This window comes from Maribacter luteocoastalis, assembly GCF_048890225.1.
Taxonomy (GTDB): Bacteria; Bacteroidota; Bacteroidia; order Flavobacteriales; family Flavobacteriaceae; genus Maribacter; species Maribacter luteocoastalis.
Genome location: NZ_JBMFZG010000007.1, coordinates 199,952 through 224,726 on the forward strand (window position 1 = coordinate 199,952; position 24,775 = coordinate 224,726).

Below are 24,775 nucleotides of genomic sequence, written 5' to 3' on the forward strand. Positions count from 1 at the left end.
ATTAGTTATGAAAATAAAAAGATCAATTATTTGTTTATTAATCTCATTAACGTTCTTAAGTTGTAAGGAAAAATCTAAATCGGATGCTGTTGCCATTGAAGAAAAAATAGAAGAATCTGATAAATCAAAAAGGACTGAACACAAAGATTTACAAATTATTCCCATTGAACATGCTACCGCAGTCTTGAAATGGGAGGGTGTTACCATTTATATAGATCCAACGGGTGGGGCCTCCGCATTTGAAGGCCAAGATATTCCAGACCTCATCTTAATTACAGATATTCACGGAGACCATTTAAGTATTGAAACACTTAAAGCACTAAACACTTCTAAAGCAAAAATAATTGCTCCCAAAGCTGTTGCAGATCAGCTTGCTAAAGAATTTGCAAATCAAGTTGATGTATTGGCGAATGGCGAATCTAAAGAACACTTTGGAATTATAATAGAAGCTGTACCTATGTACAACCTTAGGGAAGAAGCCAAAGATTTTCATGTAAAGGGCCGTGGTAATGGATACATTTTAAATTTTAACGAACAACGTGTTTATTTTTCAGGAGACACAGAGGATATACCTGAAATGAGAAGTTTAATAAATATTGACAAGGCCTTTATATGTATGAACCTTCCTTATACAATGAAAGTTGAAAGTGCTGCTTCTGCAGTACTAGATTTTAAACCAAAACAAGTTTACCCGTATCACTTTAGGGGCAGACCCGAGGTAAGTGATGTCTCTAATTTCAAAAAATTAATAAACGAAGGAAATCCAAATATTGAAGTGGTACAGTTGGACTGGTATCCTAATGAAGATTACTAATAATTAAAAAAGGCTCCCACACTGGGAGCCTTTTTTGCTATCTTATTAATTTCTTGTACTTGATTCGTTTAGGCATTAAATCGCCACCTAGACGCTTTTTCTTATTCTCTTCATAATCAGAGAATGACCCCTCAAAGAAATATACTTGTGAATCTCCTTCAAAAGCTAAGATATGTGTACAAATACGATCTAGAAACCACCTATCATGCGAAATGACTACGGCACAGCCAGCGAAATTCTCCAAACCTTCTTCCAATGCCCTAAGGGTATTCACATCTAAATCGTTAGTAGGTTCATCTAAAAGTAATACGTTTCCTTCTTCCTTGAGTGTCATGGCCAAATGTAAGCGGTTACGTTCCCCACCAGAAAGCATGCTTACCTTTTTATTCTGTTCACTTCCGGAAAAGTTGAAACGACTTAAATATGCTCTAGAATTTACTTGTCTGCCGCCCATCATAATGAGCTCTTGTTCATCACTAAAATTTTGCCAAATAGTTTTTTCTGGATCAATATTTGAATGACTCTGATCTACATAAGCAATTTTAGCAGTATCACCTACAATGAATTCTCCTTTGTCTGGAGTTTCCTCACCCATTATCATTCTAAAAATAGTAGTCTTACCTGCGCCATTCGGACCAATTATCCCAACTATACCTGCTTGTGGCAAGTTAAAATTAAGGTCTTCATAAAGTAATTTGTCACCATACGCCTTACTTACACCTTTCGCTTCAATAACATTGGTTCCTAATCTAGGTCCATTAGGAATATAAATCTCCAGCTTCTCGTCTAGCTGCTTTTGATCCTGACTCATTAATTTGTCATAATTTTTGAGTCGGGCTTTTTGTTTTGTCTGCCTCCCTTTCGCACCTTGTCTAACCCATTCCAACTCTCTTTCCAATGTTTTCTGGCGCTTAGATGCTGTTTTACTTTCCTGGGCCAACCTTTTTGATTTTTGGTCCAACCAAGAAGAGTAATTCCCCTTCCAAGGTATACCCTCACCCCTATCCAATTCTAATATCCATCCTGCAACATTATCCAAGAAATATCTATCATGGGTTACTGCAATGACCGTTCCTTTGTATTGGGCGAGATGATGTTCGAGCCAATGTACAGATTCTGCATCTAAGTGGTTGGTAGGCTCATCCAACAATAATATTTCAGGTTCTTGTAACAACAATCTACAAAGTGCCACCCTTCTTCTTTCTCCACCAGAAAGCACTGCGATTTTCTTATCTGCTTCTGGAGTCCTAAGGGCATCCATGGCAATTTCCAATTTGGTATCCAACTCCCATGCGTTAGATGCATCAATCTTATCTTGCAAAACTGCTTGCTGGTCCATAAGTTTCTGCATCTTATCAGCATCCTCATAAACTTCTGGCAACCCAAACATGTCGTTGATCTTGTTATATTCATCTAGAATGGCAACCGTATCAGCTACACCTTCCTTAACAACCTCTAAAACCGTTTTATCCTCATCTAAATCTGGCTCTTGTTCAAGATATCCTACATTATAACCCGGGGAAAAAACTACATCACCCTGAAAATTTTTATCAACACCAGCAATAATTTTTAAGAGTGTAGATTTACCAGAACCGTTTAAACCTAGGATACCGATTTTAGCGCCATAATAGAAACTGAGGTAAATATTCTTTAAAACTGGAGTGTTGGCATTTTTATAGGTCTTGGTAACTCCAGACATGGAGAAGATGACCTTCTTATCGTCGGACATAAAATACTGTATTTATTGGTTGTGAAAATTAAACTAAAATCGTGGAATTAAACCCTACCTTTTAATGCATTAAAAACCCAGGCTATTGCGAAGAAACCAATGCCAACTGATGCAAATCCCCATCCGGCAACCTCATCATATCTAAATGCGCCAAGGGCTATTAAAGCAAGACCTACAAAAATCATAATAAATGTGGCCCAGGCCAATACCGTGTTCTTATTCATTCCCATTCTAAAAAGATTAAAAGAACAACAAATATCGGTATTTTTAGTATGTTAATCCAATTTTAAACCGCTTTATTCCTCAAAAGGAAATACGATTCCTGTTTGTGTACGCACAGTATCCATTAAGGTAATTAAATCTAAACTGTTCTGATGGCTCCATAAATCACTTTCCAGTTTATTATTTATTAAACATTGTTGGACCTCCTCAATTTCATGGGTATACCCTTTACCCAGTTTAGGAACCTCTATTGTTTTCTCATTATCACCTTTCACCAAGGTATAACTTGTGGCTTCATGCCAACGAGGATTAATATAAATAGTTCCTTCACTCCCTGATATGGTACTTCTCATCTCACACGTTGTGGTTAAGCTACTATATAACATAGCATCTGCATTAGGATAATCAAATATCATACTACATTGTTTTTCCACACCAGTTTCATGAAATTTCACATTTGCCAAGATATTTTTGGGCATACCCAAAAGTAAGTAACTTAAAAATATAGGGTAAATACCAATATCCAATAAAGAACCACCAGCCAAAGCAGGGTTTAAAAGTCTTCCGTTAACATCCCTATCCAATGCATAAAACGCAAAGTCTGAATATAAGTGACCAACTTCCCCTATTTCACCGGAATTTACCAATTCCTTAACGGCTTTTATTGTTGGGTTAAAACGCGTCCATAGTGCTTCCATTAAAAACACCCCGTTCTTTTTGGCTGCGGCCAACATCGCAACTACTTCTGTCTTATTTACGCCCAATGGTTTCTCACATAGAACATGAATACCCGCTTCCATGGCCTGTATCGCCAGATCTGCATGCCCAGTGTGGGGGGTAGCAATATAAACCACGTCCACCGTACCACTTTTAAACAAATCCTCATAACTACCAAATGCATGTTCTGCACTATATTCATCAGCAAACTCCCTTGCTTTATCAAAGCTTCGAGAGGCAACAGCGGTAAGCCTTCCATCATCCACCAATGCCAAATCCTTAGAAAATGTGTGGGCAATTTTTCCTGCTCCTACAATACCCCATCTGATCATACTTTTGTTTTTAGGATTGATTTTACCAAATTTAACTCCTTATCTTTAGCCATGGAAATGAAATGCACAAGAATGGATATTAAATTCAATCAAAACGAAGATAGCAACAAGCTTTTATTATCAGAATTAAGGAGAAAAACTGCCCAGATACATTTAGGAGGTGGTAAAGACAAGATTGCAAAGCAGCATGACCAGGGCAAAATGACTGCTAGGGAGCGAATAGAATATCTATTGGACGACAAAACTGATTCTATAGAGATAGGAACTTTTGTTGGCGAGGGAATGTATGAGGAACATGGTGGATGTCCTTCTGGTGGCGTAATAATAAAAATTGGTTATGTACAAGGTAGGCAATGTATAGTAGTGGCCAATGATGCTACTGTTAAAGCAGGTGCTTGGTTTCCAATAACCGCAAAAAAGAATTTGCGGGCACAGGAAATAGCTATAGAAAACAAATTACCAATTATCTATTTGGTTGATAGTGCAGGTGTGTATTTGCCCTTACAAGATGAAATTTTCCCTGATAAAGAGCATTTTGGTAGAATTTTCCGAAACAATGCGGTTATGAGTAGTATGGGAATTACCCAAATTTCTGCAGTCATGGGTAGTTGTGTTGCTGGTGGCGCCTACCTACCTATTATGAGTGATGAGGCTTTAATAGTTGATAAAACCGGGAGTATTTTCTTAGCTGGGAGTTATTTGGTGAAAGCAGCCATTGGAGAGAATATAGATAATGAAACACTTGGTGGTGCCACCACGCATTGCGAAATAAGTGGTGTAACAGATTATAAGGCCAAGGATGATGCAGCCGCCTTGGACACCATAAAAAACATTATGAACAAAATTGGTGATTTCCCCAAAGCAGGTTTCAATAGGATAAAGAACCAAAAACCAAAAGAAAATCCTGAGGATATTTATGGCATATTACCAAGCTCTAGAACCGAACAATATGACATGATGGACATTATTAAACGATTGGTTGATAATTCTGAATTTGAGGAATACAAATCAGGTTATGGACAAACTATCCTAACGGGATATGCCCGTATTGATGGCTGGGCTGTAGGTATTGTTGCCAATCAGCGAAAGGTCGTAAAAACTAAAAAAGGTGAAATGCAATTTGGCGGTGTAATCTATTCAGATTCTGCGGACAAGGCCACCAGATTTATAGCGAATTGCAACCAAAAAAAGATTCCCCTTGTATTTTTGCAAGATGTTACCGGCTTTATGGTGGGCAGTAAAAGTGAGCATGGAGGAATAATAAAAGACGGTGCGAAAATGGTAAATGCAGTAAGCAATTCCGTGGTGCCAAAATTTACAGTGATAATTGGTAACAGCTATGGCGCTGGTAATTATGCCATGTGTGGTAAAGCTTATGACCCTAGATTAATAGTGGCTTGGCCAAGTGCAGAATTAGCAGTTATGAGTGGTAATTCTGCCGCCAAGGTACTTTTACAAATTGAAAAAGCTTCACTTAAAAAAAAGGGCGAAACCATAACAGAAAAGAAAGAAAAAGAACTGTACGATAAAATCAAAAAACGATATGACAATCAAGTATCTCCCTATTATGCTGCGGCCCGCATATGGACAGACGCGATCATAAATCCATTAGATACACGCAAATGGATCAGCATGGGCATTTCAGCTGCAGACCACGCACCCATAGAAAAACCGTTTAATCTAGGCGTTATACAAGTTTAGTTACCTTGATGTTTTTTTACACGAGGAATCAACAAAAGCTCAGTTTGTCTACCATTGACATATCTAAACCCATTTTCACCATAGAAACCAGCTTCTTCTAGCATTATACGAATATCACGGTTCCATTCTGGTATTGTTATCGAAGTATTTAATTCAATGGCATAAACCGTATTGGTGTTTAGGGGGTAATTTTCTCCATCATCTTTCATTACGCCTCCTTGGGAATCCCACATGCCAATTGTGGTTCCCGCAGAATGGCCATAAAGTCCCAACGGATGTGTATAAATGGAAGGTCGTAATCCTACGTTTTTTGCGTCTGATAATGACTTTGCCAAAATCTGATTTCCGGTTTTGCCCCCTACCATATTTGTCGTTAAGAAATCCTGAACTCGATTACCTTCTTTTAAACCATCTATTAAAAACTGTGGTGCACCTTTTTCTCCTGCTTTTAAAACATATGCCAATTCTTGACAATCGGTATTTAACCTTAAATACGTGATGCCAAAATCGCAATGCAGTAAATCACCTGGTGAAATTACCATATCCTCAGGCCTACTTGAAAAAGAATACAAATGACTAGCCAGCTCTTCTTTAGCCCTTTGGATATCTACTGTTGGATGAAACCAAGTTTCCAGCCCCAAATCGGTAACTTTTTGACGCATCCACCACTCCACATCCTTTGTGGTAGTGATTCCCGGGGTAATTACTTTTTCCGAAAACGCCTCCGCAATAATATCATGGGTAATAGCTACCAGCTGGTTATAAATAACCATTTCACGCTCGGTACGAGTTTCTATCCAACGTACGGCAAGTTGTTCGGCAGAAACAACTTTAGATTTATATTTTTTGGGTAGATTGGACATAAACTCATCGTAATCCGTTTTATCCAAGCCATCTGCTATGTTGTGATCCTTTGAAAAATTTAATCCAATTTTATTAGGATGACGTTCAATAATAAGTTGCATTAACCGCTTCCATTGATCAGGTTCTTTCTCCTTGTCCCAAGCCGATTCTATGTTCTTACCTACATTATATCTAGCTACAGCCAGTTTTTCAATGTTATTTTTTTCTCTGTTTCGATAAAACAATAAAATTGTTCTTCTACGCGCATTTAGCCACGTGGCGGGAAGCATTGTCTTTATAACCGGGTCTTCGTTATATTCCCTTGAAATCACAACCCACATGTCTATGCCGGCCATATCCATTAAATTGGGTAACAAATTAGTTAAACGGTCATCCAAAATATCATCAATAACCACGGCCCGTTCTTTTTCTTTTAAGATTCGTTGTGCATGTAGGGATAAGCTCAAAACAAAAAGCAGTAAAAAGAGAAGTTTTTTCATTTGGTGAGTTATTACGTCTTATTTAGAAATATAGAGGAAATTTAATGAATTCCAAATACCTTGTTCAAAGTGGGCGTGCGTTGAATTTTTTCATTCTCAGTACGTTCAAAATTCTCCAAAAAACAAACTGTTTTGGGAGTTTCATAGGGTCCTAAATCCTTAGCCAGCTTTAGTAGATTAGCTATTTCTTCTAAATTACCTTTCCCTTCAATTATAAGAATCAACTTTTCGCCTAATTCCTCATCAGGTATTCCTGCCACAAAAAAAGGATTCTTTATGATATGGGATAATTTTCTTTCGATATTTTCCGGAAATAGTTTAACCCCTCCTGAATTAATCACATTATCAATCCTACCTAACAATTCAAATTCTGTCGTTGAATGTAACTTTACTACATCATTTGTGACAATTTTAGTTTTGGAAATATTTGGGGCATTTATTACCAAACATCCCCTTTCATCTTGTTCTATCCTAATACCGGGTAATGTTAAAAAAAGTGATGGAATACCTTCTCCTTTTAACTCATCCTCAATTAATTTCTTAACCGCTATATGGGTAACTGTTTCCGTCATTCCATAGGTTTCAAAAGCATTAACCCTAAGCCTATTCAACTCTTTTTTCAAAGAGGAAGATACCGTGGTTCCACCAATAATTAGATTTTTAATATGGGATAAATGCGAAAGTGAATTTTGAACCTGTATTGGAACCATAGCACAAAAATCGTAATCCCTACTAAAAATATGCAAGGGAGAAGAACTAGGCTCAACGGTGTCCAATTCTAAACCTAATACCATAGCCCTCACCAACATCATTTTACCTGCAATATATCTTGCCGGCAAACATAGTAGAGCACTATCTCCTTGTTGTAGATCAAAATAAGAACCAGTAGCCTTGGCACTATTAACCATATGTTCTTTAAGTAGTATAATCTCTTTCGGGGAGCCAGTAGAACCTGAAGTTTGTACACTAACTTCATTTGTTGCATCTAACCAGTTTAGTAAAAATACCCCTATTTCCCTCTCAAATGCTTGTCCTTCTTTTATGAAACAATACCCAACTTCAATTAAATCCCTTTCATTTAGGGCCAAACCGTTTAATTTAAACTTTGGGTGTATTTCAGCCACAATAAATTATGTGTTATCAGCATTTAAAAATTCTTCTTCGGAAACCACTCTACCAGTTAAGCGTTCTTTCCAATTAGACCAACCATACTTTTTAGAAAATACGACCAATAAAATAGGAAATACTACAAAAACTGGCACCAACACATCCCATCCCAAAACTGGGTCAGAAATATCTGTATATACAGAGTGGGTCTTAAATGCTGTCCAATCTGCCGTTACCAAAAGAGCAGCGGTCAAGTTATTTGCCGCATGGAAACCCAGTGCCAATTCCAGCCCTTTATCCATCAAGGTTAATATTCCTAGAAAAAATCCAGTACCAACATAGAAAATTAAAATTCCATAACCCAATTTTTCTACCTCAGGATTGAATATGTGCATTAAGCCAAACAATAAAGATGTAAAAACCAATGGAAACCATCTGTTTTTAGTTAATACCCCAAGTCCTTGCATCATATAGCCACGCATAAAATATTCTTCCATACTTGTTTGTATTGGGATTAAAAAAATTGCGATTGAAGCTAAAATTAAAAAGGGATATAAATTAAAATTAAATTTATAATCCTCAGGGGAAAGGTATATATCCAGGAAAATAAAAAATACTGAAATTATACCCCAAAGAAAAAATGAAAACAAGATACGTTTCCAGTCCACTTTTTTTCTTGAAGTAGTTAAGGATTTAATAGTTTGTTTATGAACCAGTTTTACGTATAAAAAAAGAAAGAACAAACCTATGGCAAAAGTTAATAACATATAAAAGAAAAATGTATTTGAACCTAAGGCATCGGACATTGCCCCCATTTCACCACTAGCTAATGTAGACATACCATCGTCTGACAAAATCAGGGCTACAACTAAGGGTATACCTCCAATAAATTGCCATGCAAAAAATATCAAAATAATACCTAAAAAATACCTCCAACTATCACTTAAACCTTTATAAGCCTGCTCTATGTACATAAATTCTTAAACATATTAATGTCCCAATTTTTGGAACGGTTGTAGTATAGCCCTCCATGTTTCACCTCTAACGGACTATCTATATTATTTGTAAATAAACCACCAGTGCCTAAACCCTGTGGCATATCATTATTTAATGTTGCTGTCCATTGGGCAATGGCATTTAAACCAACATTACTTTCCAAGGCACTGGTTATCCACCAGCCTATATTAAGTTCTTCAGCTAATTTTATCCATTCCATACTTCCCTTAAAACCACCAACTAAACTAGGTTTCAGAATAATATATTGTGGTTTAACCGTTAGTAACAGTTCTTTCTTTATTGTTACATCTATAAGGCCAATTAATTCCTCATCAAGTGCTATAGGCAACGGTGTTTGGGCACAAAGTGTTTTCATTTCATTCCATTGACCGTATTTTATTGGTTGTTCTATGGAATGAAGTTCTAAGGTAGCTAACTTTTCTAACTTCTCTAGCGCTTCACTGGGCATAAAAGCACCATTGGCATCTACCCGTAGCTCTATTTGATCTTTTGAAAATTGATTCCTTATGGATTCTAATAACCTAATTTCTGTTTCAAAATCAATAGCACCAATTTTCATTTTTATACAACTAAAACCCTGTTCCAGTTTTTCCTGTATTTGGTTCTTCATAAAACCAGCATCACCCATCCATACCAAACCATTAATAGGTATTCCCCTATAATTATTTAAGAATGATGTTTCAAAAAGTTCAAAAGGGTTACTAGACCTAAAAGATAAAAATGCCTGTTCAACCCCAAATTGTAAGCTTGGAAAGCTTTTCAAATTTTCCAACAAATAAGCCTCACCTCTATCAATATTTTTGATAATCCAGTCACACGTATCCTCAAATTCTGGAACATCATCAAAACTTAGACCCCTAAATATTCCACACTCGCCTATTCCCCATTTATCATTTTCTTGAAGAATTAAATACCAAGTTTCCTTAGATTTTAATATACCCCTAGATGTACCACTAGGGCTTTTAAACTTTAGGAGACGCTTTTTAAATATAGCTTTCATAAATTCATTCAAATTTAACTATATTTTTGGCTAAGAAAAGAGCACAATGAAAAGTATACGCGGCAATGTTATTTGGATTACTGGGGCGTCCTCTGGTATAGGTGAGGAGTTGACGCATCAACTTAATGAACTTGGTTGTCTATTAATTATTTCTGCTCGCAGGGAAAATGAATTGGAAAAGGTTAAATTATCATGTAAGTACCCAGAGAATATTGCAGTGCTTCCATTGGATCTTTCAGATTTTGAATCTTCAGACAAAATGGTGAATAAGGCCATTTATTTTTTTGGCAAAATAGATATCCTTATAAATAATGGCGGTATTAGCCAACGTTCATTAATCGCCAAAACAAAGTTTAAAGTATATAAAGAGTTAATAGATATTAACTATCTGGGTACCATAAGCATATCTAATTCATTGTTGCCGCATTTCATAGAGCGGGAACAAGGTCATTTTGTTACGGTTACCAGTTTAATGGGGAAATTTTCATCTCCATTCCGATCTGGCTACTGTGGGGCCAAACATGCACTTCATGGTTTCTTTGATGCGTTAAGAATGGAGCACGAAAAAGACAATATAAGTGTTACCCTAATCTGCCCAGGGTTTATACAGACCAATGTAGCCAAAAACGCTTTAACTGCTGACGGAAGTAGGCAAGGTGAAAATGATGATGCAACTTCAAGTGGATTACCTGTTGTTATCTGTGCCAAGAAAATCATTAAAGCAATAGAGCAGAAAAAATTTGAGACCTATATTGGGAGGAAGGAAATTTACGCTATCTATATTAAACGTTTTTTTCCAAAACTACTACATGAGCTTGTTTTAAGAAGTACAGTGAGGTAGCTGTGGTTTATTTAAAATTAAACCAAAAACGAACACCTTGAGACGTTTTATCTGTATTCAATGTGGTTTGTAACTGATTGGCGAGTCTGTTCATTAACCGAATTCCCATAGAGGATTCAGCCCTTTCTTGTGTATCTTCCGGTAAACCAACTCCGTTATCTGTGTATTCAAAAAAGCCTTCACTACCAGATATTTTTCTTAAATGGATATAAATTTTTCCATTTTCCTCATCATGTGGAAATGCATATTTAAATGAGTTAGAAACTAACTCGTTTAATATTAGTCCGAATGGAATGGCTCGATCAATATCTAATTCCACTCCCTCTGCATCGATAGTAATATTAATATTATGTCCGCCTTTTTTGTAAACTGATTGCACACTATTAATAAGACTTTCTATATACCCTTGCATCTCTATCACAGACAAATCATCATTCTGATATAATTTTTGATGAATCAATGCCATGGCCTTAACCCTACTTTTACCTTCCTCCAGAGCTTGTATGGCGGCTTTACTCCGTGTATTTTTAGTTTGCAAACTCAACAAACTAGAAACCATTTGGAGGTTATTTTTAACCCTATGGTGAATCTCTTTTAATAATGAATCCTTTTCAACAAGCGAATTTTCAATTATATGTTTTTGCTCTGCTATTAATCTTTGGTTTTTTATACTTTTTAAGTACGCATACACCAAACCTGCAAATCCCATAAGAGTGAATACCAATGAGATAAATACTAGACTAATACTCTTATCCTTTTCTGCAATATCATTTCGTGATTTCTCAAGCGCTTTTTTCTGCTCCTCGATCATACCCTTTGAATATTCCACCTCTTGATTTATTACAGCCGCCAGTTGTTGACTTTTGATGTTTGATTCCTTAAGATCAATAGAATCCCTTATTCTAATATTACGTTTTAAATAGGTGGCAGAACTTTTAAAATCGCCAGTTTTATCATAATACATGGCATATAATCTATTCTTTTGAAGAATATTCTCTGCTTTGATCGGGTTTAAATCATCAGTTAAATAGTCGGTTGCTTTTTCAAAATTATCCAGCTGTAAATAGCAATTGGCAATTGCCAGGATGTTCTCCATGAGCTCAGATAAAAACTTGCCTGATTTGTGTTTCTTAATGGTTAAAATACTTTCTTCTAGAAAAGGTATGGCAGCTTCATACTCTTTAAGTTGTACATGGCATTTACCTATATTACCTAAAATTATTCCTTTAAGGGTATTTGCCTCGTTAATTTGATTATCGGTCTTAACTTTTATTACATCACTGAAATATACATCTATCAAAGCATTTGCCTTGTTAAAATAACTCAGTGCCGTCGGTGTAGATTTATCCAGTCTTAGGTAATTCCCTATGTTATTATTATAAACCGCTTGAGCAAAAAAATCATCATCAGCAATATTCTTTTTTTCCTCGGTCATATAATCCTTCATGGCCTTACGGTGCTGTCCTAAATTGGAGTAGATATCATAAAAGAAAATATTGTCCGTAATACCTAAATCCCTTTTGCGACGTCTTATTTCAATTTGCTTGTCATACAACTCAAGTTTAGCGTAATTGGAATCCATTAATTCCAATATGAGTATTTGGGTATCTATATTATATAGCTCCAAAGTATCATATAGCTCCTTTGTAAGTGCCAGACTCTTCTCATAATCCCCTAAATCATTATAAATTTGAGATTGAATTAACTGATAATTTACAATGGCTGTAGAATCACTGGTTTTCTTTGAACTGTTTAGGTATACGTTGACCGAATCCAACCAGTCATATGCAGAATTTTGATTGTATCTATTGGAAGTGCTGAAGAAAAATACCGTGCGAAGATCAGCGTCTGAAAGTTCCTGAAACATTTCAAAATAGTTTTCCTCGGCATTTTCAAATTCTTGAGCTACTCCCATAAGAGTGGACAATAGCATCAATGCAAATAAAAATCTATAATAGAAATTTCTTTTCATACTAATTAAAACTCAAAAGCAAACCTAAAACAAATCAAATGCCTTTTCAAATCATTGTTGTTCACCTTTCATAACATCTTATATGAAGTGGATTACAAAAACGGTTTCTAAGTGAAATAAATTGTGCTCTCAATGGTATTACTTTTATTCTTAAAAGTAAAAGTGTTTATCGCAGATAGACTGGAAAATATAGGAAAGTGTCAAGTATTGAATAATTTACTTAACAATCTAATCAATATTATATAGCTCCCAAATACCTACCTAACAAAAATATTATATAGAACTTCAAGTTTTACAGTATTGTTGTGTAACCCCTATATTTTGTTGTGAAGCAGTTATTTGGCTTAAATACGCGTATTTCATCGATGATTCTGTGTGTTTTATCGGTTTTTAAAAAGATATAAACATCACATATAAATTAAAATATCACCTCCAAAAAATTATGAAGTAAAATTATGAATTCATTGCAGAAATAATAAACTCCTTAAAATCCTTTGAAATTGGAATTAGTGTATTATTTATCATAATGTCCTTGGAATTTATAGCGTCAATGTGATCCACATTAACTATATAAGATTTGTGTGCCCTGTAAAATTTATTCTTGGGCAGCTTCTCCAAGTAATCCTTTAATGGCGATCTAACCAAAAACTTTTTATCAATGGTATTCACCTCTAAATAAACATTATCAGCTTTTATAAATTGAATATCCCCAAACTGAATTCTGTAATACAAATGTTGTTTTTTAACAAAAATAGAGTCCTTTAAAATAGAATTGGACATTGGGGCATCTGAACTTATCTCGCTATTATCATCATCAATACTTTTCGCTTGTTTACCATAAATAAAATTAGAAAGTGCAATTTCTATGGACGTATATAGATCTTGCTGTTCAAATGGCTTTACAAGATACCCATTGGGTTTTACTGTTTTAGCATTCTCAACAGTAGCCCTATCAGAATTAGAGGTGACAAAAATAAATGGTATATCGTAATTATCTCGAATATGCCTACCTAAGTCAATGCCTGTTTTATCAGATGCTAAAATGATATCGATGAGAACAAGATCTACTTGCTGGCTTTTCAGTACCTCTACAGCTTGTTCATAAACAATGACATTGTCAACAATTTCATAGCCTATTTCCTCCAACATGGACTGCATATCATCTGCGATAATAACATTGTCCTCTACAATGAGTATTTTAATAGGTTGTTCCAAGTGAATATATGGTTTAGATGGTTAACATTCAAATCTACAAAAAAATATTATAACTGAAATAAAAGAGAATTGCCATTAAAAATGTACTTAAAGCAAGTTTTTTCAACTCAGGATCTACGTTTTTGGCAATGTTCGTACTCTTAATTTTTATCAGATGTATAAATATTGGAATATAGGCCAATAGACTGCTAAATTGAAGCCAATTCTGGTATGTGAAAATCACAAAAAATAAAAGACAAATAAAGGATATAATCAATAAAAAATAGTGATATACCTTACCATTTAAAAATCCGATTTTCACAATAATCGTATTCTTACCTGCGTCCTTATCAGATTCATAATCCCTTAAATTATTAAGGTTTAAAACACCCACACTTAATAATCCCATGCTTACAGCCGGCAGTAAAGATAAAGGAGGTATTTCCTTTATGTATAAGAACATAGAACCTATTACCCCTACCAAACCAAAGAAAATAAAAACAAATAAGTCTCCCAAACCATGATAACCATATGCGGATTCACCAAGGGTATATTTGAGTGCTGCCCAGATACTTAAAAAACCTAACAGTAAGAACACTAAAGAAAATAGCATATTGTGCATGCCAAAAGCAGTAAATAACAGACTAAAAACAAGAAGCAAACAAATAACTACAGAAATGATTATACCTCGTTTAAGCTCTTTTGCGGTTATTAGACCACTTTGAATTACTCTTTTGGGGCCTATTCTTTTATCATTATCGGTTCCTTTTACCCCATCTCCATAATCATTGGCAAAATTTGAAGTAATCTGAAAACCTATGGTAGTCAATAAGGCCAAACAAAAAACAATATAGTCCACACTACCGTAATAACCAGCTAATGCAGTACCAACCAAAATACCTGAAATTGATAACGGAAGTGTTCTAGGCCTAGCTGCCTTTATCCAAGACTTAAATTCGGGCACTAATAGGGATCTTCTATTTGAATTCTCTTACCTTCTTTATATGACGCAACAAATGCATCCTCAAAACCAATATCAACCAACTGCTTTCTAAAAGATTGGGCTTCCTGTAAGGTTTCAAAATTACCTAATGAATAGGAATAAAAAGGATTTGTTTTTACAAACAGCGTATTGGTTAGTGCTTCAGAAGCAAGCGTTACATTGTTATCTACGAAGGATTTCACCTGTACAGAGTAAATTTTTTCCTTAGCCAAAAACTCCTTTGCCAAATAAAACTCTTTAACCAAGCTTAGTTCTTCATTTTGCTCTTTTAGATTGCTAATCCTAGTTTTAATCGCATCCAAGCTATCGATAGAAACCAAAAGGTTGTTATTCTGTTTATCAAAGGAATTAGAGCTGCTTAGCCCAGCCGTGAAGGAGGTAAATGCCAAACCACCAATTAAAAAGAATGCTGTAATGCCTGCAAATATATTACGCTGAATCTTACTTTTCTTTAACTCTTTATTCTTAAATTTTATCTGATCTAAAAGCCGCTCGTTAATAATCTGGGCCTTGTCAATATCCTTATGTAATTCTAGTAGATCGCTCTCTTCTATAAAAGGCATAATAAAGTATTAATTAGGGGGCTTTTCTTGCCTAAATTTAATTAAAATCTTATTAAAGATATAAACTAATCTTTATAAAATCACAAAAATAGTATTAATCATATATAATACCAATATAAACTCCATTTTATAAGGTATAAATCTGATTGTCAATCAAATGATGAATTTTCTTACGATTAATTGCCTAATCGTCAATTAAACTAACACCATCATCCTCAAGTTTAATTTTTCTAGCTTTATACAAAGTACCTAAGCCTTTTTTAAAAGTCTTCTTACTCATCTGCATTGTATCCCTAATTTCTTCTGGATCGGACTTATCATGCAAAGGCAAAAAACCACCATTTTGTTTGATTACCTCATATATTTTGTTCGCTGCTGGTTCTAAAACCCTACTTCCAAGGGGTTGTAGTGAGATATCTAATTTATTGTCTTTTCTAATAGTTTTAATACAACCAGGAATAACATCCCCGATATTAATGGATTTAAAAACTTCATTAAAATAAACAAGACCTTTATGTTTTTCGTTTACTATAACTTCCCAACCAAGATCTGTCTGTCTGGTAACCACAAGATCAACCTCATCCCATTCTCTTAATTGTAAATTCTCATTACTAAGAAATTTATCTATTTTGTTGGATGCTACCAACCTTCCACTTTTTTGATCTAAGTAACAGTGTACCACATACCATTGTCCCTGTTTCATTTTATCGCGTTGTTCCCGAAAAGGAACCAATAAATGCTTCTCAAGTCCCCATTCCATAAAGGCTCCAAATTCATTTACTTCTGCAACCTGTAGTAACCTGAACTCGCCAAGCATTATGTAAGGTTCCAACGTCGTGGCTATTGGACGTTCATCATAATCCAAATAGCAAAAAACTTCAATGGACCCACCTATTTCATATTCAGTAGGTACATATTTATTCGGCAAAAGAATATCTTGACCTTCACCATCACCTAAAAAAAGACCAACACTGGTATCTCTTAGTATTTCCAATGTGTTTTTTCTTCCTAATTCTATCATATTGCAAAATTACGTTTTAATATTTGCACTGTTGGTTTAGAGGTGATAAAGTTATTTTCGATTAAAAAAAAGTCGCTCCATAGGGAACGACTTAAATACTTCTTAGCTGAATCTATTAATAGATAGAGGCTTTGTTAAAATGCTTACAAAGCATATAATAAACTACAGCCCTATGCTTATTTTTATTTGACGAACCATATTGGTCCATAACACTTTTAATAGCATCATCCAAATCTGAACTATCCTTTAAGCCTAATTTCTTAATTAAGTAATTATTCTTTACGGTAGCCAATTCTTTATCGTCACCACCTGAAACTTTTGAAGCATCTAGATTATAGATAGATGGTCCTAAACCAACGGTCACCTTTTTTAAAAGATCCATATCTGCACTTTCACCGAATTTATCCTTAATATCTGCGGCGTATTTTTCAATAAGTTCGTCTCTTTTACTCATAATTTTTAGTGTCTAATTAGTTAATAGTTAATTTGACTCTAAGATATAAAATGAAAGTAATCCATCAAAATTTTATCATTTAATAATCGAGGGGTTTGTATCTCTAGTAATTTAGGCTCTGATGAAGGTTCAAAAAAAAGCGATAACTCATGTTGGAGGGAAGGTTCATCATTTACTAGTTGATAACCAATCCCATACATATTACAAAGTGCCGATGCGTTTAAATTATGAACAGTTTCAAAATAGTTTTCAAAATTATCGGTTTCCTCCTTTCCTGGTAAAATTCTAAAAATGCCCCCACCATTATTATTAATTACTATAATTCGGAAATCCTTTCGTATATAACTGTTCCACAACGCATTACTGTCATAAAAGAAACTAAGGTCTCCTGTTATGAGCAACGTAGGGTTTTCTTCATAGATGGAGGCGCCAATAGCGGTGGAAGTACTCCCATCTATACCACTCGTTCCTCTGTTACAAAAAACCTTTATTGTCTTATTTACATCAAACAACTGGGCATAACGAATAGTGGAACTATTTGCCAAATGCAATTGATAGTTTTCCGGAATTTTTGCAAGAACAGCATCAAAGACGATAAAATCTGAAAATGAAACTTGTCTGCTATATTCCTTTCTTTTAGAAAGGTAGTTCTTTCGTACATTATCCCATCTAGGATAGTAGTTAGCACTAGAGGGTTTTTCAGATACAAGCAAGGCCCTAAAAAAAACATTGACATCTATCTTAATGTCCTTTTCTAGTACAAAAAAAGTATTATTGGCCCTTTTATCCCCAACATGCCAATGATATTTGGGAGGATAAGACCGCAGAAAAGCCTTTATTTTTTTCGAAACGATTAATCCGCCGAACGTAATTAAAATTTCTGGCTGAAGCTCTTTAAACTGTTCATCCCTATTCTCTTGTAACTCTATTGGTGCCAAAAGTGAGTCTATACTGGTGAAAAAATTAGTGTGGTAAAGGTTTGATGTTGTTTCTGTTAATACTATTACCGATGGGTCATTTCCTAATTTATCAAGGAACTCCTGTTCTATGGTATTTGGACTATTTACCCCTACAAGAATCATCTTTTTAGATGCTAAATTCCAGATTTTGGTCAACTTATTTAGCTGCAATAATTCTTGCTTAGGAACTTCTTTGTGTTCAATGTTTACCTGAACACTTAAATCTGATTGATGATCATATAAAGGCTCTTCAAATGGCACATTAATATGTACTGGAAGGCTTTGGTGCAAAGCCATGTTAAAAGCTTTATTTATTTCCGAATCATTAAACTCTTGTATTTCCTTTTGAACTTCATCAATATTCAAATTTAAAATCCAGTTTGGACTATATTTTTTTATTCTTTCTACCGAATGTGACCTGTCTTGTTTTAAGTTTGCCGAATACCCTATATGTCTAATGAACACATGGTCTTGGCGTATGGTCTGTCCATCGCCAACATCTATTTTATACGTTGGCCTATCTGCGGAAATAACCACTAAGGGTACCTCACTATAAAACGCTTCGGCAATTGCCGGGTAATAATTTAATAATGCACTCCCAGAGGTACATACTACCGCCACTGGCTCTTTTAATCTTTGTGCTATGCCTAAAGCAAAAAAGGCGGCACACCGTTCATCAACAATACTAAAACATTTAAAATAAGGGTGTTCGGTAAAAGACAATGTCAATGGCGCATTTCTAGAACCTGGGGAAATTACAATATTGGAAATACCTTTAGCTTTACAATGCTTAACAATGGTCTGTGCCGAGGGTATGGTAGAATATTTCATGCAATACAAAAATACGGACTGTAACTAACTTTGCCCAATTCTTAAGTTATATACCTTTCAGAATACGAAGCATTGTAAAACTTTTATTCACGGTTTCTACCCATTCTTTTTTTGCGTCCGACCCTTGGGTTATGCCACCGCCAACATAAATTATTGCCTTATTTCCAATACGTTGAATGCAACGAAGATTCACAAAGAGTTCCGATGTATTAGTAACCGACTTATACACGCTATTTTCATTATTACGTGGATTTTTATTCCTGGACAGTTCCTTCAAAAGATTAAGTTCGCCCAAATATCCAGTATAAAACGAACGTTTATAGTTTTCATTTTTTAGTATAAAATCTTTAGAAGCTTGTAATGGTATTCCACATACGGCTGGAGTTGGATGTAAACTTTTAATGAGCTTGCCAAAATGTTCTTTTTGAAAAATACCAGATATTTTGGTTCGTAAATGCCATAAATTACCGGCTTTGGATGACTCAACCTCCCCAACAGTGATATTCTGAACTTGAGGCTCTAAAACAGCTACAATATAGTCTGTTACTAATTGCTGTTCATATAATTCCTTATCTCCCCATTTAGGGTTACAAGAATTTTCTTTAACAACCTGAGTACCTGCCAAAGCCATCGTGGTAAACCTATTTCCATTACATTTTAACAGGACTTCTGGGGTAGCCCCCATCCAAGTACCTACTCCTGGGTGATGCCATAAATAACAAAATGCGTTATCATAAATTTGGATAATATCATTGAAAATATCAAAATTTGATTTAGTGACGTTAACTTCTAGACTTCTGGAAAGAACTACTTTTTTAATTTTATTTGAATTAATAACAGAAACAGCCTTATCTACCATTTCTAGATAGCGCACAAATTCCAAATCATTTGAATGATCATTAATTGGTTCGCATATTGTTTTTGATCTGTCTACATCAAATGTCCCTTGTAGCACTACATCGAATTTTATTAAAACGGGTGGTTGATCTTCCGCATTAAAGGGGGAAAATATAAAACCCTGTTCAGTAAAATCTGCCACACGGTTTAATTCATCATCATTTTGAAATACTCCATTAACGTAACTCTCCCTTGGTCTTTTATATAATACAAAAGGTAAGTTCTTACTGTGGTGTAATTTAGCTTGGTCCCAAAGGGTCATTCGTAAATTATTTTTTTGGTAATGCTATCGTCGTTAATTTACAAACTGAAATTAGCTCATTTTGCTCATTGGTTAAGCGAATATCCCAAACCTGGGTGGTTCTTCCCTTATGAATAAAGGAGGCTTTTGCAAATACAAATCCTTCACGAATACTTTTAACATGGTTAGCTGAGATTTCTATTCCCCTTACAAAAAAGTTTTCTGCATCTAAAAAAATATAGGATGCCATGCTACCGATACTTTCAGCCAAGGCAACCATTGCTCCTCCATGTAGCACACCATCTGGTTGATGTACTTCTGGGGTCACAGGCATTTTTCCTACTAAAAAATCCTCTCCAACATCCACATATTCAATATGTAAGGTTTCCATGAGTGTATTCTTAGAAGATGCATTACAAACTTGAAGTATTTTTTCTTTATGTTCGCCCATGTTTTTTTTGTAAAATTAAGGAATAGAAAACCAAGTACCTCATACCAACCAATTAGAAATTTATGACAAGTATATCTAAAAATGTAACCTATACGCATACAAATACTTATGAAACCTTAAATGAGCTTACGCCAAAGACAAAGAACATCTGGTTGGTATTTCATGGTATTGGCTATCTCAGCAGATATTTCTTAAAATATTTTGATGAATTGCCATCAGAAGAAAATTATATTATTGCTCCCCAAGCGCCTTCTAAATATTACTTAAACAATAAATATAAACATGTTGGGGCAAGTTGGCTTACCAAGGAAAACACCAAATTAGAAACCAATAATGTTATCACCTATGTAGACACGGTTTTAAAGGCGGAAGGTATTGGAAGCGAACATAATTTAATAGTATTTGGTTATTCCCAGGGCGTTTCTATAGCTACTAGGTGGATAGTGAACAAAAACGTTAATTGCTATAAATTGGTGTTATATGCCGGCGGTATTCCAAATGAGTTAACATCTTTGGATTTTCAGGATTTACTGAAATCAAACACTGAAGTTATTACCCTAGTTGGCGATAACGACCCTTATTTAACCCCTGAAAGAATGAAAGATGAGGATAAAAAAATAGATGACTTGTTTAATAGAAGAGCGATAAAAATAGTTTTTGAGGGCGGACATGAAGTTAAAAAGGAATTAATCAATGCTTTAATTAAGCACTAATGGAATTAATACTAGAAAATGAAAGGGTAAGATTAGTGCCACTAAACCTGGAAAATTACCATTATTTAATACCAGTAGCATCTCAAAAGAAGTTGGTTCAATTTTCACCTAGTGATATAGAAACACCGGCTGCCCTCAAATCCTATGTTGAAATTGCCCTAGAACAGAATAAAAACAAACAAGGCATACCGTTTATAATATTTGATAAAAATACGAATAGATATGCCGGTAGTACGCGCTATATGAATATTAATTGGCAGAATAAAATAGTACATATTGGTTCTACATGGATAGGCAACGAGTTTCAGGGTACTGGTCTAAATAGCAACATGAAGGTTTTAATGCTTGATCATGCATTTACGAGAATGGGTTTTGAAAAAGTAGAGTTTAGGGTTGATGAAAGAAATTTAAAATCCCGTAAAGCTGTAGAAAAACTAGGTTGTACTTTAGAGGGTATTTTGAGGCGAGACGTTTATCTTTTAGATGGGTATAAACGAAATACGTGCTGTTATGGACTTTTAAAAGAGGAATGGGAACAGAGTACAAAAAATAAATAACAACGCTATTCCTTTAACTTTGATTTCTCTGTAGTATAATAGATGATTTTTCTAGTAGTATACGAATTTTCTGGTGTAACTATTTGTTTGACCCAATTACCATTACCGCCCCGATCATATTGATAAATATATTCCTTTTTATCTGTATTTTGCGGACCTTTTGCCAATTCCTCTGTTAACATGCCATTTTCATCATAAACATATGTAGTCCGTATCGTTGGCACAAAGGATTTACTTTCTTCATCATAGTCAAACTCCTGTTGGGCTGTAAGCCTTTCTTTTTCATCGTATACCTCCTCAAAAGCTATGTTTTCTTCTCCCTTTAAAAATTCTTTCGTCAAAACTATTTTTTGAAAGGAGCCATCCTTTTTTCTTTTTCTGGATGTACGTATAGATTTTAGCGGTACATTATTAATAAAATAGGTAATGGTATATTCTCCTTTATACTTTTTATATTCTACCAAGGTCTCATCTGTACCCTCATTATCTGTATGAATCATTTTCACAAGATCACCATTATCGTCATAAGAGTAAATGTATTGATCCATAAACTCCTTATCATAGGTAAATATTTTCTCGGTTATCTTTCTATTCGAGGTCGTATCTAAAGTATAAAAATGTGCTATTGAAGTCGTTGGGTCGAATACGTTATCACGATAGGTCTCGGACCTTTTCTCAGACAATTCGCCATTTTTGTATTTGTAGAATACGATGTCATAATCATTCTCATTGTATCTAGTCACAGATTTCGTCAATAACCCCTTTTTATTAAAGTCATATTCTTCCTTCCCATATTTGGTACTGACCAAACAAGATTTTACACTATCCTTTAAATCAAAGTCTTGCAATGTAAAAATGCGCACCTCTTGGCTAAAGGCATAACCAGAAACAATTAAAATCAGAAATAAAAAAATGTAATTGTATTTTTTCATCATGTTCCAAAATTACTTCAATTTAAATCAAGCAGAAAAGAAATCCAATAACAAAAATAAAAAGGGACGGTTAAACCGTCCCTTTTTAGTTATTATGAAAAGATTATTTATAGTTATTTCACTTCCTCAAAATCTACATCTTCCACATTGTCTCCTTCTGGAGCACCACCTTCAGCAGTTGGTTCACCTTGTGGAGCACCGCCTTGCTGAGCTTCTGCCTGTGCTTTGTACATTTCTTCAGATGCCACTTTCCATGCTTCGTTTATTTTATCCAAAGCCGGAGTAATAACTGCAATATCCTTAGTTTCATAAGCTGTTTTCAACGCTGTCAAGGCTTCTTCTATCGGCTTTTTCTTGTCATCAGACAACTTATCGCCAAATTCCTCAAGTTGCTTTTCGGTTTGGAAGATCATACCATCCGCCTCGTTCAACTTATCAGCAGTTTCTTTCGCCTTTTTATCTGATTCAGCGTTCGCCTCAGCTTCAGCTTTCATTTTCTTGATTTCCTCTTCTGTTAATCCAGATGATGCTTCAATACGGATATCCTGGGTTTTATTGGTTGCCTTATCAGTAGCGGATACTTTAATGATACCATTCGCATCAATATCAAAGGTTACCTCAATCTGTGGCGTACCCCTCTTAGCAGGTGGAATACCATCTAAATGAAAACGACCAATAGTCTTATTATCCGCAGCCATAGGCCTTTCCCCTTGCAATACATGTATTTCCACTGAAGGCTGGTTATCCGCAGCAGTAGAGAACACTTGGGATTTTTTTGTTGGGATAGTGGTATTGGCCTCAATTAATTTGGTCATTACACTACCCATGGTCTCAATACCTAAAGAAAGTGGGGTTACATCTAATAAAAGTACATCCTTTACATCTCCAGTAAGCACTCCACCTTGTATGGCAGCCCCAACAGCAACAACTTCATCTGGGTTTACACCTTTAGAAGGTTTCTTACCAAAGAATTTTTCAACCGCTTCCTGTACAGCAGGTATCCTAGTTGAACCACCAACCAAAATAATTTCATCAATATCACTTTTTGACAATCCAGCAGATTTCAAAGCTGTTTCACATGGCTGTATTGTTCTTTTGACCAAATCATCTATTAATTGGTTGAACTTGGCTAATGTAAGCGTACGCACCAAGTGCTTAGGCCCAGAAGCCGTAGCGGTAACGTAAGGTAGGTTGATCTCTGTTTGTGCAGAAGATGATAATTCTATTTTTGCTTTCTCTGCTGCCTCACGTAAACGTTGTAGCGCCATTGAGTCTTCACGTAAATCAAGTCCTTCCTCGGTCTTGAACTCTTCAGCCAACCAGTCAATAATTTTTTGGTCAACATCATCACCACCAAGGTGTGTATCCCCATCGGTTGATAGTACTTCGAAAACACCATCTCCCAGTTCTAGGATAGAGACGTCATGTGTACCTCCACCAAAATCAAATACCACAATTTTTTGGTCTGTACTTTTCTTGTCCATACCATATGCCAAAGATGCCGCTGTAGGCTCGTTGATAATTCTTTCAACCGTTAAACCTGCAATTTCACCAGCTTCCTTTGTAGCCTGTCTTTGGGCATCATTAAAGTATGCCGGCACTGTAATTACAGCTCTTGTTACATCTTGACCTAAATAATCTTCCGCGGTTTTCTTCATCTTTTGAAGAATCATGGCAGAAAGTTCCTGTGGTGTATATAAACGACCATCAATATCTACTCTAGGGGTGTCATTATCTCCCTTAACTACTTTGTAAGGTACCCTATCAGCTTCTTTTTTAGATTCTGAAAATTTATTTCCCATAAATCTCTTTATGGAATAAATAGTTTTATTTGGGTTAGTTACCGCCTGTCTTTTGGCAGGGTCTCCAACTTTAATTTCACCACCTTCCACAAAAGCTATAACTGATGGTGTGGTTCTTTTCCCTTCCGCATTTGGTATTACCACTGGCTCATTACCTTCCATTACGGAAACGCAAGAGTTTGTAGTACCCAAATCAATTCCTATAATCTTACTCATTTTATATGTTTTAAATATTAGTGCTTTATTTTTGAATCGATTAGTTATTGACAAACAATATGCCAATGGAATAAAACTGACATGATGTCATTTTTCATGCGTCAACATCTGTCTTTTTAAGTATTGCCAGCTTAAACAAACGTTGT

At 35.2% G+C, this 24,775-nt stretch carries 23 protein-coding genes; 5 read left to right on the forward strand and 18 right to left on the reverse strand.

Annotated elements, in window-relative coordinates:
- Positions 1 to 7 precede the first annotated feature (7 nt).
- Entirely contained in the window at positions 8 to 814 is an 807-nt protein-coding gene (locus ACOCEA_RS14645) for an MBL fold metallo-hydrolase (protein WP_420757009.1), read from the forward strand.
- A gap of 37 nt (positions 815 to 851) precedes the next feature.
- On the opposite strand, the gene ettA is transcribed toward ACOCEA_RS14645, so the two are convergent.
- The 3 genes from ettA to ACOCEA_RS14660 form a co-directional block, all read right to left on the reverse strand.
- Complete coding sequence (ettA, locus tag ACOCEA_RS14650) at positions 852 to 2,543, reverse strand: energy-dependent translational throttle protein EttA (RefSeq protein ID WP_420757010.1); 1,692 nt, start codon at positions 2,541 to 2,543, stop codon at positions 852 to 854.
- Positions 2,544 to 2,590: 47 nt separating this feature from the next.
- Complete coding sequence (locus ACOCEA_RS14655; RefSeq protein ID WP_013995358.1) at positions 2,591 to 2,773, reverse strand: CAL67264 family membrane protein; 183 nt, start codon at positions 2,771 to 2,773, stop codon at positions 2,591 to 2,593.
- Positions 2,774 to 2,839: 66 nt separating this feature from the next.
- Positions 2,840 to 3,814 (reverse strand): Gfo/Idh/MocA family protein, encoded by a 975-nt coding sequence (locus tag ACOCEA_RS14660; protein ID WP_420757011.1) that lies wholly within the window; start codon positions 3,812 to 3,814, stop codon positions 2,840 to 2,842.
- A 72-nt stretch (positions 3,815 to 3,886) separates the two neighbouring features.
- On the opposite strand from ACOCEA_RS14660, the gene ACOCEA_RS14665 reads away from it, so the two are divergent.
- Complete coding sequence (locus tag ACOCEA_RS14665; protein WP_420757012.1) at positions 3,887 to 5,515, forward strand: acyl-CoA carboxylase subunit beta; 1,629 nt, start codon at positions 3,887 to 3,889, stop codon at positions 5,513 to 5,515.
- Here ACOCEA_RS14665 and ACOCEA_RS14670 read toward each other — a convergent pair.
- Genes ACOCEA_RS14670 through ACOCEA_RS14685 form a run of 4 tightly spaced genes read right to left on the reverse strand, consistent with a single transcriptional unit; the run spans position 5,512 to position 9,982 of the window.
- Positions 5,512 to 6,858, reverse strand: coding sequence for a M24 family metallopeptidase (locus ACOCEA_RS14670; RefSeq protein WP_420757013.1), 1,347 nt, complete (start codon positions 6,856 to 6,858; stop codon positions 5,512 to 5,514). The genes ACOCEA_RS14665 and ACOCEA_RS14670 overlap by 4 nt on opposite strands.
- Before the next feature lie 41 nt (positions 6,859 to 6,899).
- Positions 6,900 to 7,982 carry an AMP-binding protein gene (locus tag ACOCEA_RS14675; protein WP_420757014.1) on the reverse strand — a complete coding sequence of 361 codons (1,083 nt, stop codon included), beginning with the start codon at positions 7,980 to 7,982 and terminating at the stop codon, positions 6,900 to 6,902.
- A gap of 6 nt (positions 7,983 to 7,988) precedes the next feature.
- The gene (locus ACOCEA_RS14680) at positions 7,989 to 8,939 is read right to left on the reverse strand and encodes a CPBP family intramembrane glutamic endopeptidase (protein ID WP_420757015.1); all 951 of its coding nucleotides are present in this window, start codon (positions 8,937 to 8,939) and stop codon (positions 7,989 to 7,991) included.
- The gene (locus ACOCEA_RS14685; protein ID WP_420757016.1) at positions 8,930 to 9,982 is read right to left on the reverse strand and encodes an o-succinylbenzoate synthase; all 1,053 of its coding nucleotides are present in this window, start codon (positions 9,980 to 9,982) and stop codon (positions 8,930 to 8,932) included. Before ACOCEA_RS14685 ends, ACOCEA_RS14680 begins: the two co-directional genes overlap by 10 nt.
- Before the next feature lie 46 nt (positions 9,983 to 10,028).
- On the opposite strand from ACOCEA_RS14685, the gene ACOCEA_RS14690 reads away from it, so the two are divergent.
- Positions 10,029 to 10,823: an SDR family oxidoreductase gene (locus ACOCEA_RS14690; RefSeq protein WP_420757017.1), complete on the forward strand. Its 795-nt coding sequence runs from the start codon at positions 10,029 to 10,031 to the stop codon at positions 10,821 to 10,823.
- A 7-nt stretch (positions 10,824 to 10,830) separates the two neighbouring features.
- Here ACOCEA_RS14690 and ACOCEA_RS14695 read toward each other — a convergent pair whose 3' ends face one another.
- The 9 genes from ACOCEA_RS14695 to ACOCEA_RS14735 form a co-directional block, all read right to left on the reverse strand.
- Positions 10,831 to 12,795: a sensor histidine kinase gene (locus tag ACOCEA_RS14695; RefSeq protein WP_420757018.1), complete on the reverse strand. Its 1,965-nt coding sequence runs from the start codon at positions 12,793 to 12,795 to the stop codon at positions 10,831 to 10,833.
- 453 nt (positions 12,796 to 13,248) lie between these two features.
- Complete coding sequence (locus ACOCEA_RS14700; protein ID WP_420757019.1) at positions 13,249 to 14,010, reverse strand: LytR/AlgR family response regulator transcription factor; 762 nt, start codon at positions 14,008 to 14,010, stop codon at positions 13,249 to 13,251.
- A 34-nt stretch (positions 14,011 to 14,044) separates the two neighbouring features.
- Entirely contained in the window at positions 14,045 to 14,953 is a 909-nt protein-coding gene (gene menA / locus ACOCEA_RS14705) for a 1,4-dihydroxy-2-naphthoate octaprenyltransferase (RefSeq protein WP_420757020.1), read from the reverse strand.
- Positions 14,953 to 15,555 carry an SPOR domain-containing protein gene (locus ACOCEA_RS14710; RefSeq protein ID WP_420757021.1) on the reverse strand — a complete coding sequence of 201 codons (603 nt, stop codon included), beginning with the start codon at positions 15,553 to 15,555 and terminating at the stop codon, positions 14,953 to 14,955. The genes menA and ACOCEA_RS14710 overlap by 1 nt, the downstream gene beginning before the upstream one ends.
- 184 nt (positions 15,556 to 15,739) lie before the next feature.
- Positions 15,740 to 16,576, reverse strand: a complete 837-nt coding sequence (locus tag ACOCEA_RS14715; protein ID WP_420757022.1) for a CvfB family protein — start codon at positions 16,574 to 16,576, stop codon at positions 15,740 to 15,742.
- Between the two features lie 115 nt (positions 16,577 to 16,691).
- The gene (locus ACOCEA_RS14720) at positions 16,692 to 17,030 is read right to left on the reverse strand and encodes a DUF2853 family protein (protein ID WP_420757023.1); all 339 of its coding nucleotides are present in this window, start codon (positions 17,028 to 17,030) and stop codon (positions 16,692 to 16,694) included.
- A 38-nt stretch (positions 17,031 to 17,068) separates the two neighbouring features.
- Complete coding sequence (gene menD / locus ACOCEA_RS14725) at positions 17,069 to 18,820, reverse strand: 2-succinyl-5-enolpyruvyl-6-hydroxy-3-cyclohexene-1-carboxylate synthase (RefSeq protein WP_420757024.1); 1,752 nt, start codon at positions 18,818 to 18,820, stop codon at positions 17,069 to 17,071.
- A gap of 46 nt (positions 18,821 to 18,866) precedes the next feature.
- The gene (locus ACOCEA_RS14730; RefSeq protein ID WP_420757025.1) at positions 18,867 to 19,979 is read right to left on the reverse strand and encodes a chorismate-binding protein; all 1,113 of its coding nucleotides are present in this window, start codon (positions 19,977 to 19,979) and stop codon (positions 18,867 to 18,869) included.
- A gap of 7 nt (positions 19,980 to 19,986) precedes the next feature.
- Positions 19,987 to 20,409 carry a PaaI family thioesterase gene (locus ACOCEA_RS14735; protein ID WP_420757026.1) on the reverse strand — a complete coding sequence of 141 codons (423 nt, stop codon included), beginning with the start codon at positions 20,407 to 20,409 and terminating at the stop codon, positions 19,987 to 19,989.
- Between the two features lie 62 nt (positions 20,410 to 20,471).
- Between ACOCEA_RS14735 and ACOCEA_RS14740 the strand changes: the two genes are divergently transcribed.
- Together ACOCEA_RS14740 and ACOCEA_RS14745 are read left to right on the forward strand one after the other, a co-directional pair.
- On the forward strand, positions 20,472 to 21,122 hold the full coding sequence (locus tag ACOCEA_RS14740; RefSeq protein WP_420757027.1) for an alpha/beta hydrolase: 651 nt from the start codon (positions 20,472 to 20,474) through the stop codon (positions 21,120 to 21,122).
- Positions 21,122 to 21,679: a GNAT family N-acetyltransferase gene (locus ACOCEA_RS14745; protein ID WP_420757028.1), complete on the forward strand. Its 558-nt coding sequence runs from the start codon at positions 21,122 to 21,124 to the stop codon at positions 21,677 to 21,679. The genes ACOCEA_RS14740 and ACOCEA_RS14745 overlap by 1 nt, the downstream gene beginning before the upstream one ends.
- Positions 21,680 to 21,684: 5 nt before the next feature.
- Here the strand turns inward: ACOCEA_RS14745 and ACOCEA_RS14750 are convergent, their stop codons facing one another.
- The gene (locus ACOCEA_RS14750; protein WP_420757029.1) at positions 21,685 to 22,614 is read right to left on the reverse strand and encodes a hypothetical protein; all 930 of its coding nucleotides are present in this window, start codon (positions 22,612 to 22,614) and stop codon (positions 21,685 to 21,687) included.
- A gap of 110 nt (positions 22,615 to 22,724) precedes the next feature.
- A complete protein-coding gene (gene dnaK / locus ACOCEA_RS14755; protein ID WP_420757030.1) occupies positions 22,725 to 24,629 on the reverse strand; it encodes a molecular chaperone DnaK in 1,905 nt (634 codons plus the stop codon).
- Positions 24,630 to 24,775 lie beyond the last annotated feature (146 nt).

Excerpts from the sequence above, each read along its gene's own strand:
- ACOCEA_RS14660 (WP_420757011.1), bottom strand. The coding sequence starts at position 3,814 with ATGATCAGATGGGGTATTGTAGGAGCAGGAAAAATTGCCCACACATTT.
- ACOCEA_RS14710 (WP_420757021.1), bottom strand. The coding sequence starts at position 15,555 with ATGCCTTTTATAGAAGAGAGCGATCTACTAGAATTACATAAGGATATT.
- ACOCEA_RS14655 (WP_013995358.1), bottom strand. The coding sequence starts at position 2,773 with ATGGGAATGAATAAGAACACGGTATTGGCCTGGGCCACATTTATTATG.
- ACOCEA_RS14740 (WP_420757027.1), top strand. The coding sequence starts at position 20,472 with ATGACAAGTATATCTAAAAATGTAACCTATACGCATACAAATACTTAT.
- ACOCEA_RS14645 (WP_420757009.1), top strand. The coding sequence starts at position 8 with ATGAAAATAAAAAGATCAATTATTTGTTTATTAATCTCATTAACGTTC.
- ACOCEA_RS14750 (WP_420757029.1), bottom strand. The coding sequence starts at position 22,614 with ATGATGAAAAAATACAATTACATTTTTTTATTTCTGATTTTAATTGTT.
- ACOCEA_RS14735 (WP_420757026.1), bottom strand. The coding sequence starts at position 20,409 with ATGGGCGAACATAAAGAAAAAATACTTCAAGTTTGTAATGCATCTTCT.
- ACOCEA_RS14665 (WP_420757012.1), top strand. The coding sequence starts at position 3,887 with ATGGATATTAAATTCAATCAAAACGAAGATAGCAACAAGCTTTTATTA.
- ettA (WP_420757010.1), bottom strand. The coding sequence starts at position 2,543 with ATGTCCGACGATAAGAAGGTCATCTTCTCCATGTCTGGAGTTACCAAG.
- ACOCEA_RS14730 (WP_420757025.1), bottom strand. The coding sequence starts at position 19,979 with ATGACCCTTTGGGACCAAGCTAAATTACACCACAGTAAGAACTTACCT.
- menD (WP_420757024.1), bottom strand. The coding sequence starts at position 18,820 with ATGAAATATTCTACCATACCCTCGGCACAGACCATTGTTAAGCATTGT.
- dnaK (WP_420757030.1), bottom strand. The coding sequence starts at position 24,629 with ATGAGTAAGATTATAGGAATTGATTTGGGTACTACAAACTCTTGCGTT.
- ACOCEA_RS14670 (WP_420757013.1), bottom strand. The coding sequence starts at position 6,858 with ATGAAAAAACTTCTCTTTTTACTGCTTTTTGTTTTGAGCTTATCCCTA.
- ACOCEA_RS14745 (WP_420757028.1), top strand. The coding sequence starts at position 21,122 with ATGGAATTAATACTAGAAAATGAAAGGGTAAGATTAGTGCCACTAAAC.
- ACOCEA_RS14720 (WP_420757023.1), bottom strand. The coding sequence starts at position 17,030 with ATGAGTAAAAGAGACGAACTTATTGAAAAATACGCCGCAGATATTAAG.
- ACOCEA_RS14715 (WP_420757022.1), bottom strand. The coding sequence starts at position 16,576 with ATGATAGAATTAGGAAGAAAAAACACATTGGAAATACTAAGAGATACC.
- ACOCEA_RS14695 (WP_420757018.1), bottom strand. The coding sequence starts at position 12,795 with ATGAAAAGAAATTTCTATTATAGATTTTTATTTGCATTGATGCTATTG.
- ACOCEA_RS14685 (WP_420757016.1), bottom strand. The coding sequence starts at position 9,982 with ATGAAAGCTATATTTAAAAAGCGTCTCCTAAAGTTTAAAAGCCCTAGT.
- ACOCEA_RS14680 (WP_420757015.1), bottom strand. The coding sequence starts at position 8,939 with ATGTACATAGAGCAGGCTTATAAAGGTTTAAGTGATAGTTGGAGGTAT.
- ACOCEA_RS14690 (WP_420757017.1), top strand. The coding sequence starts at position 10,029 with ATGAAAAGTATACGCGGCAATGTTATTTGGATTACTGGGGCGTCCTCT.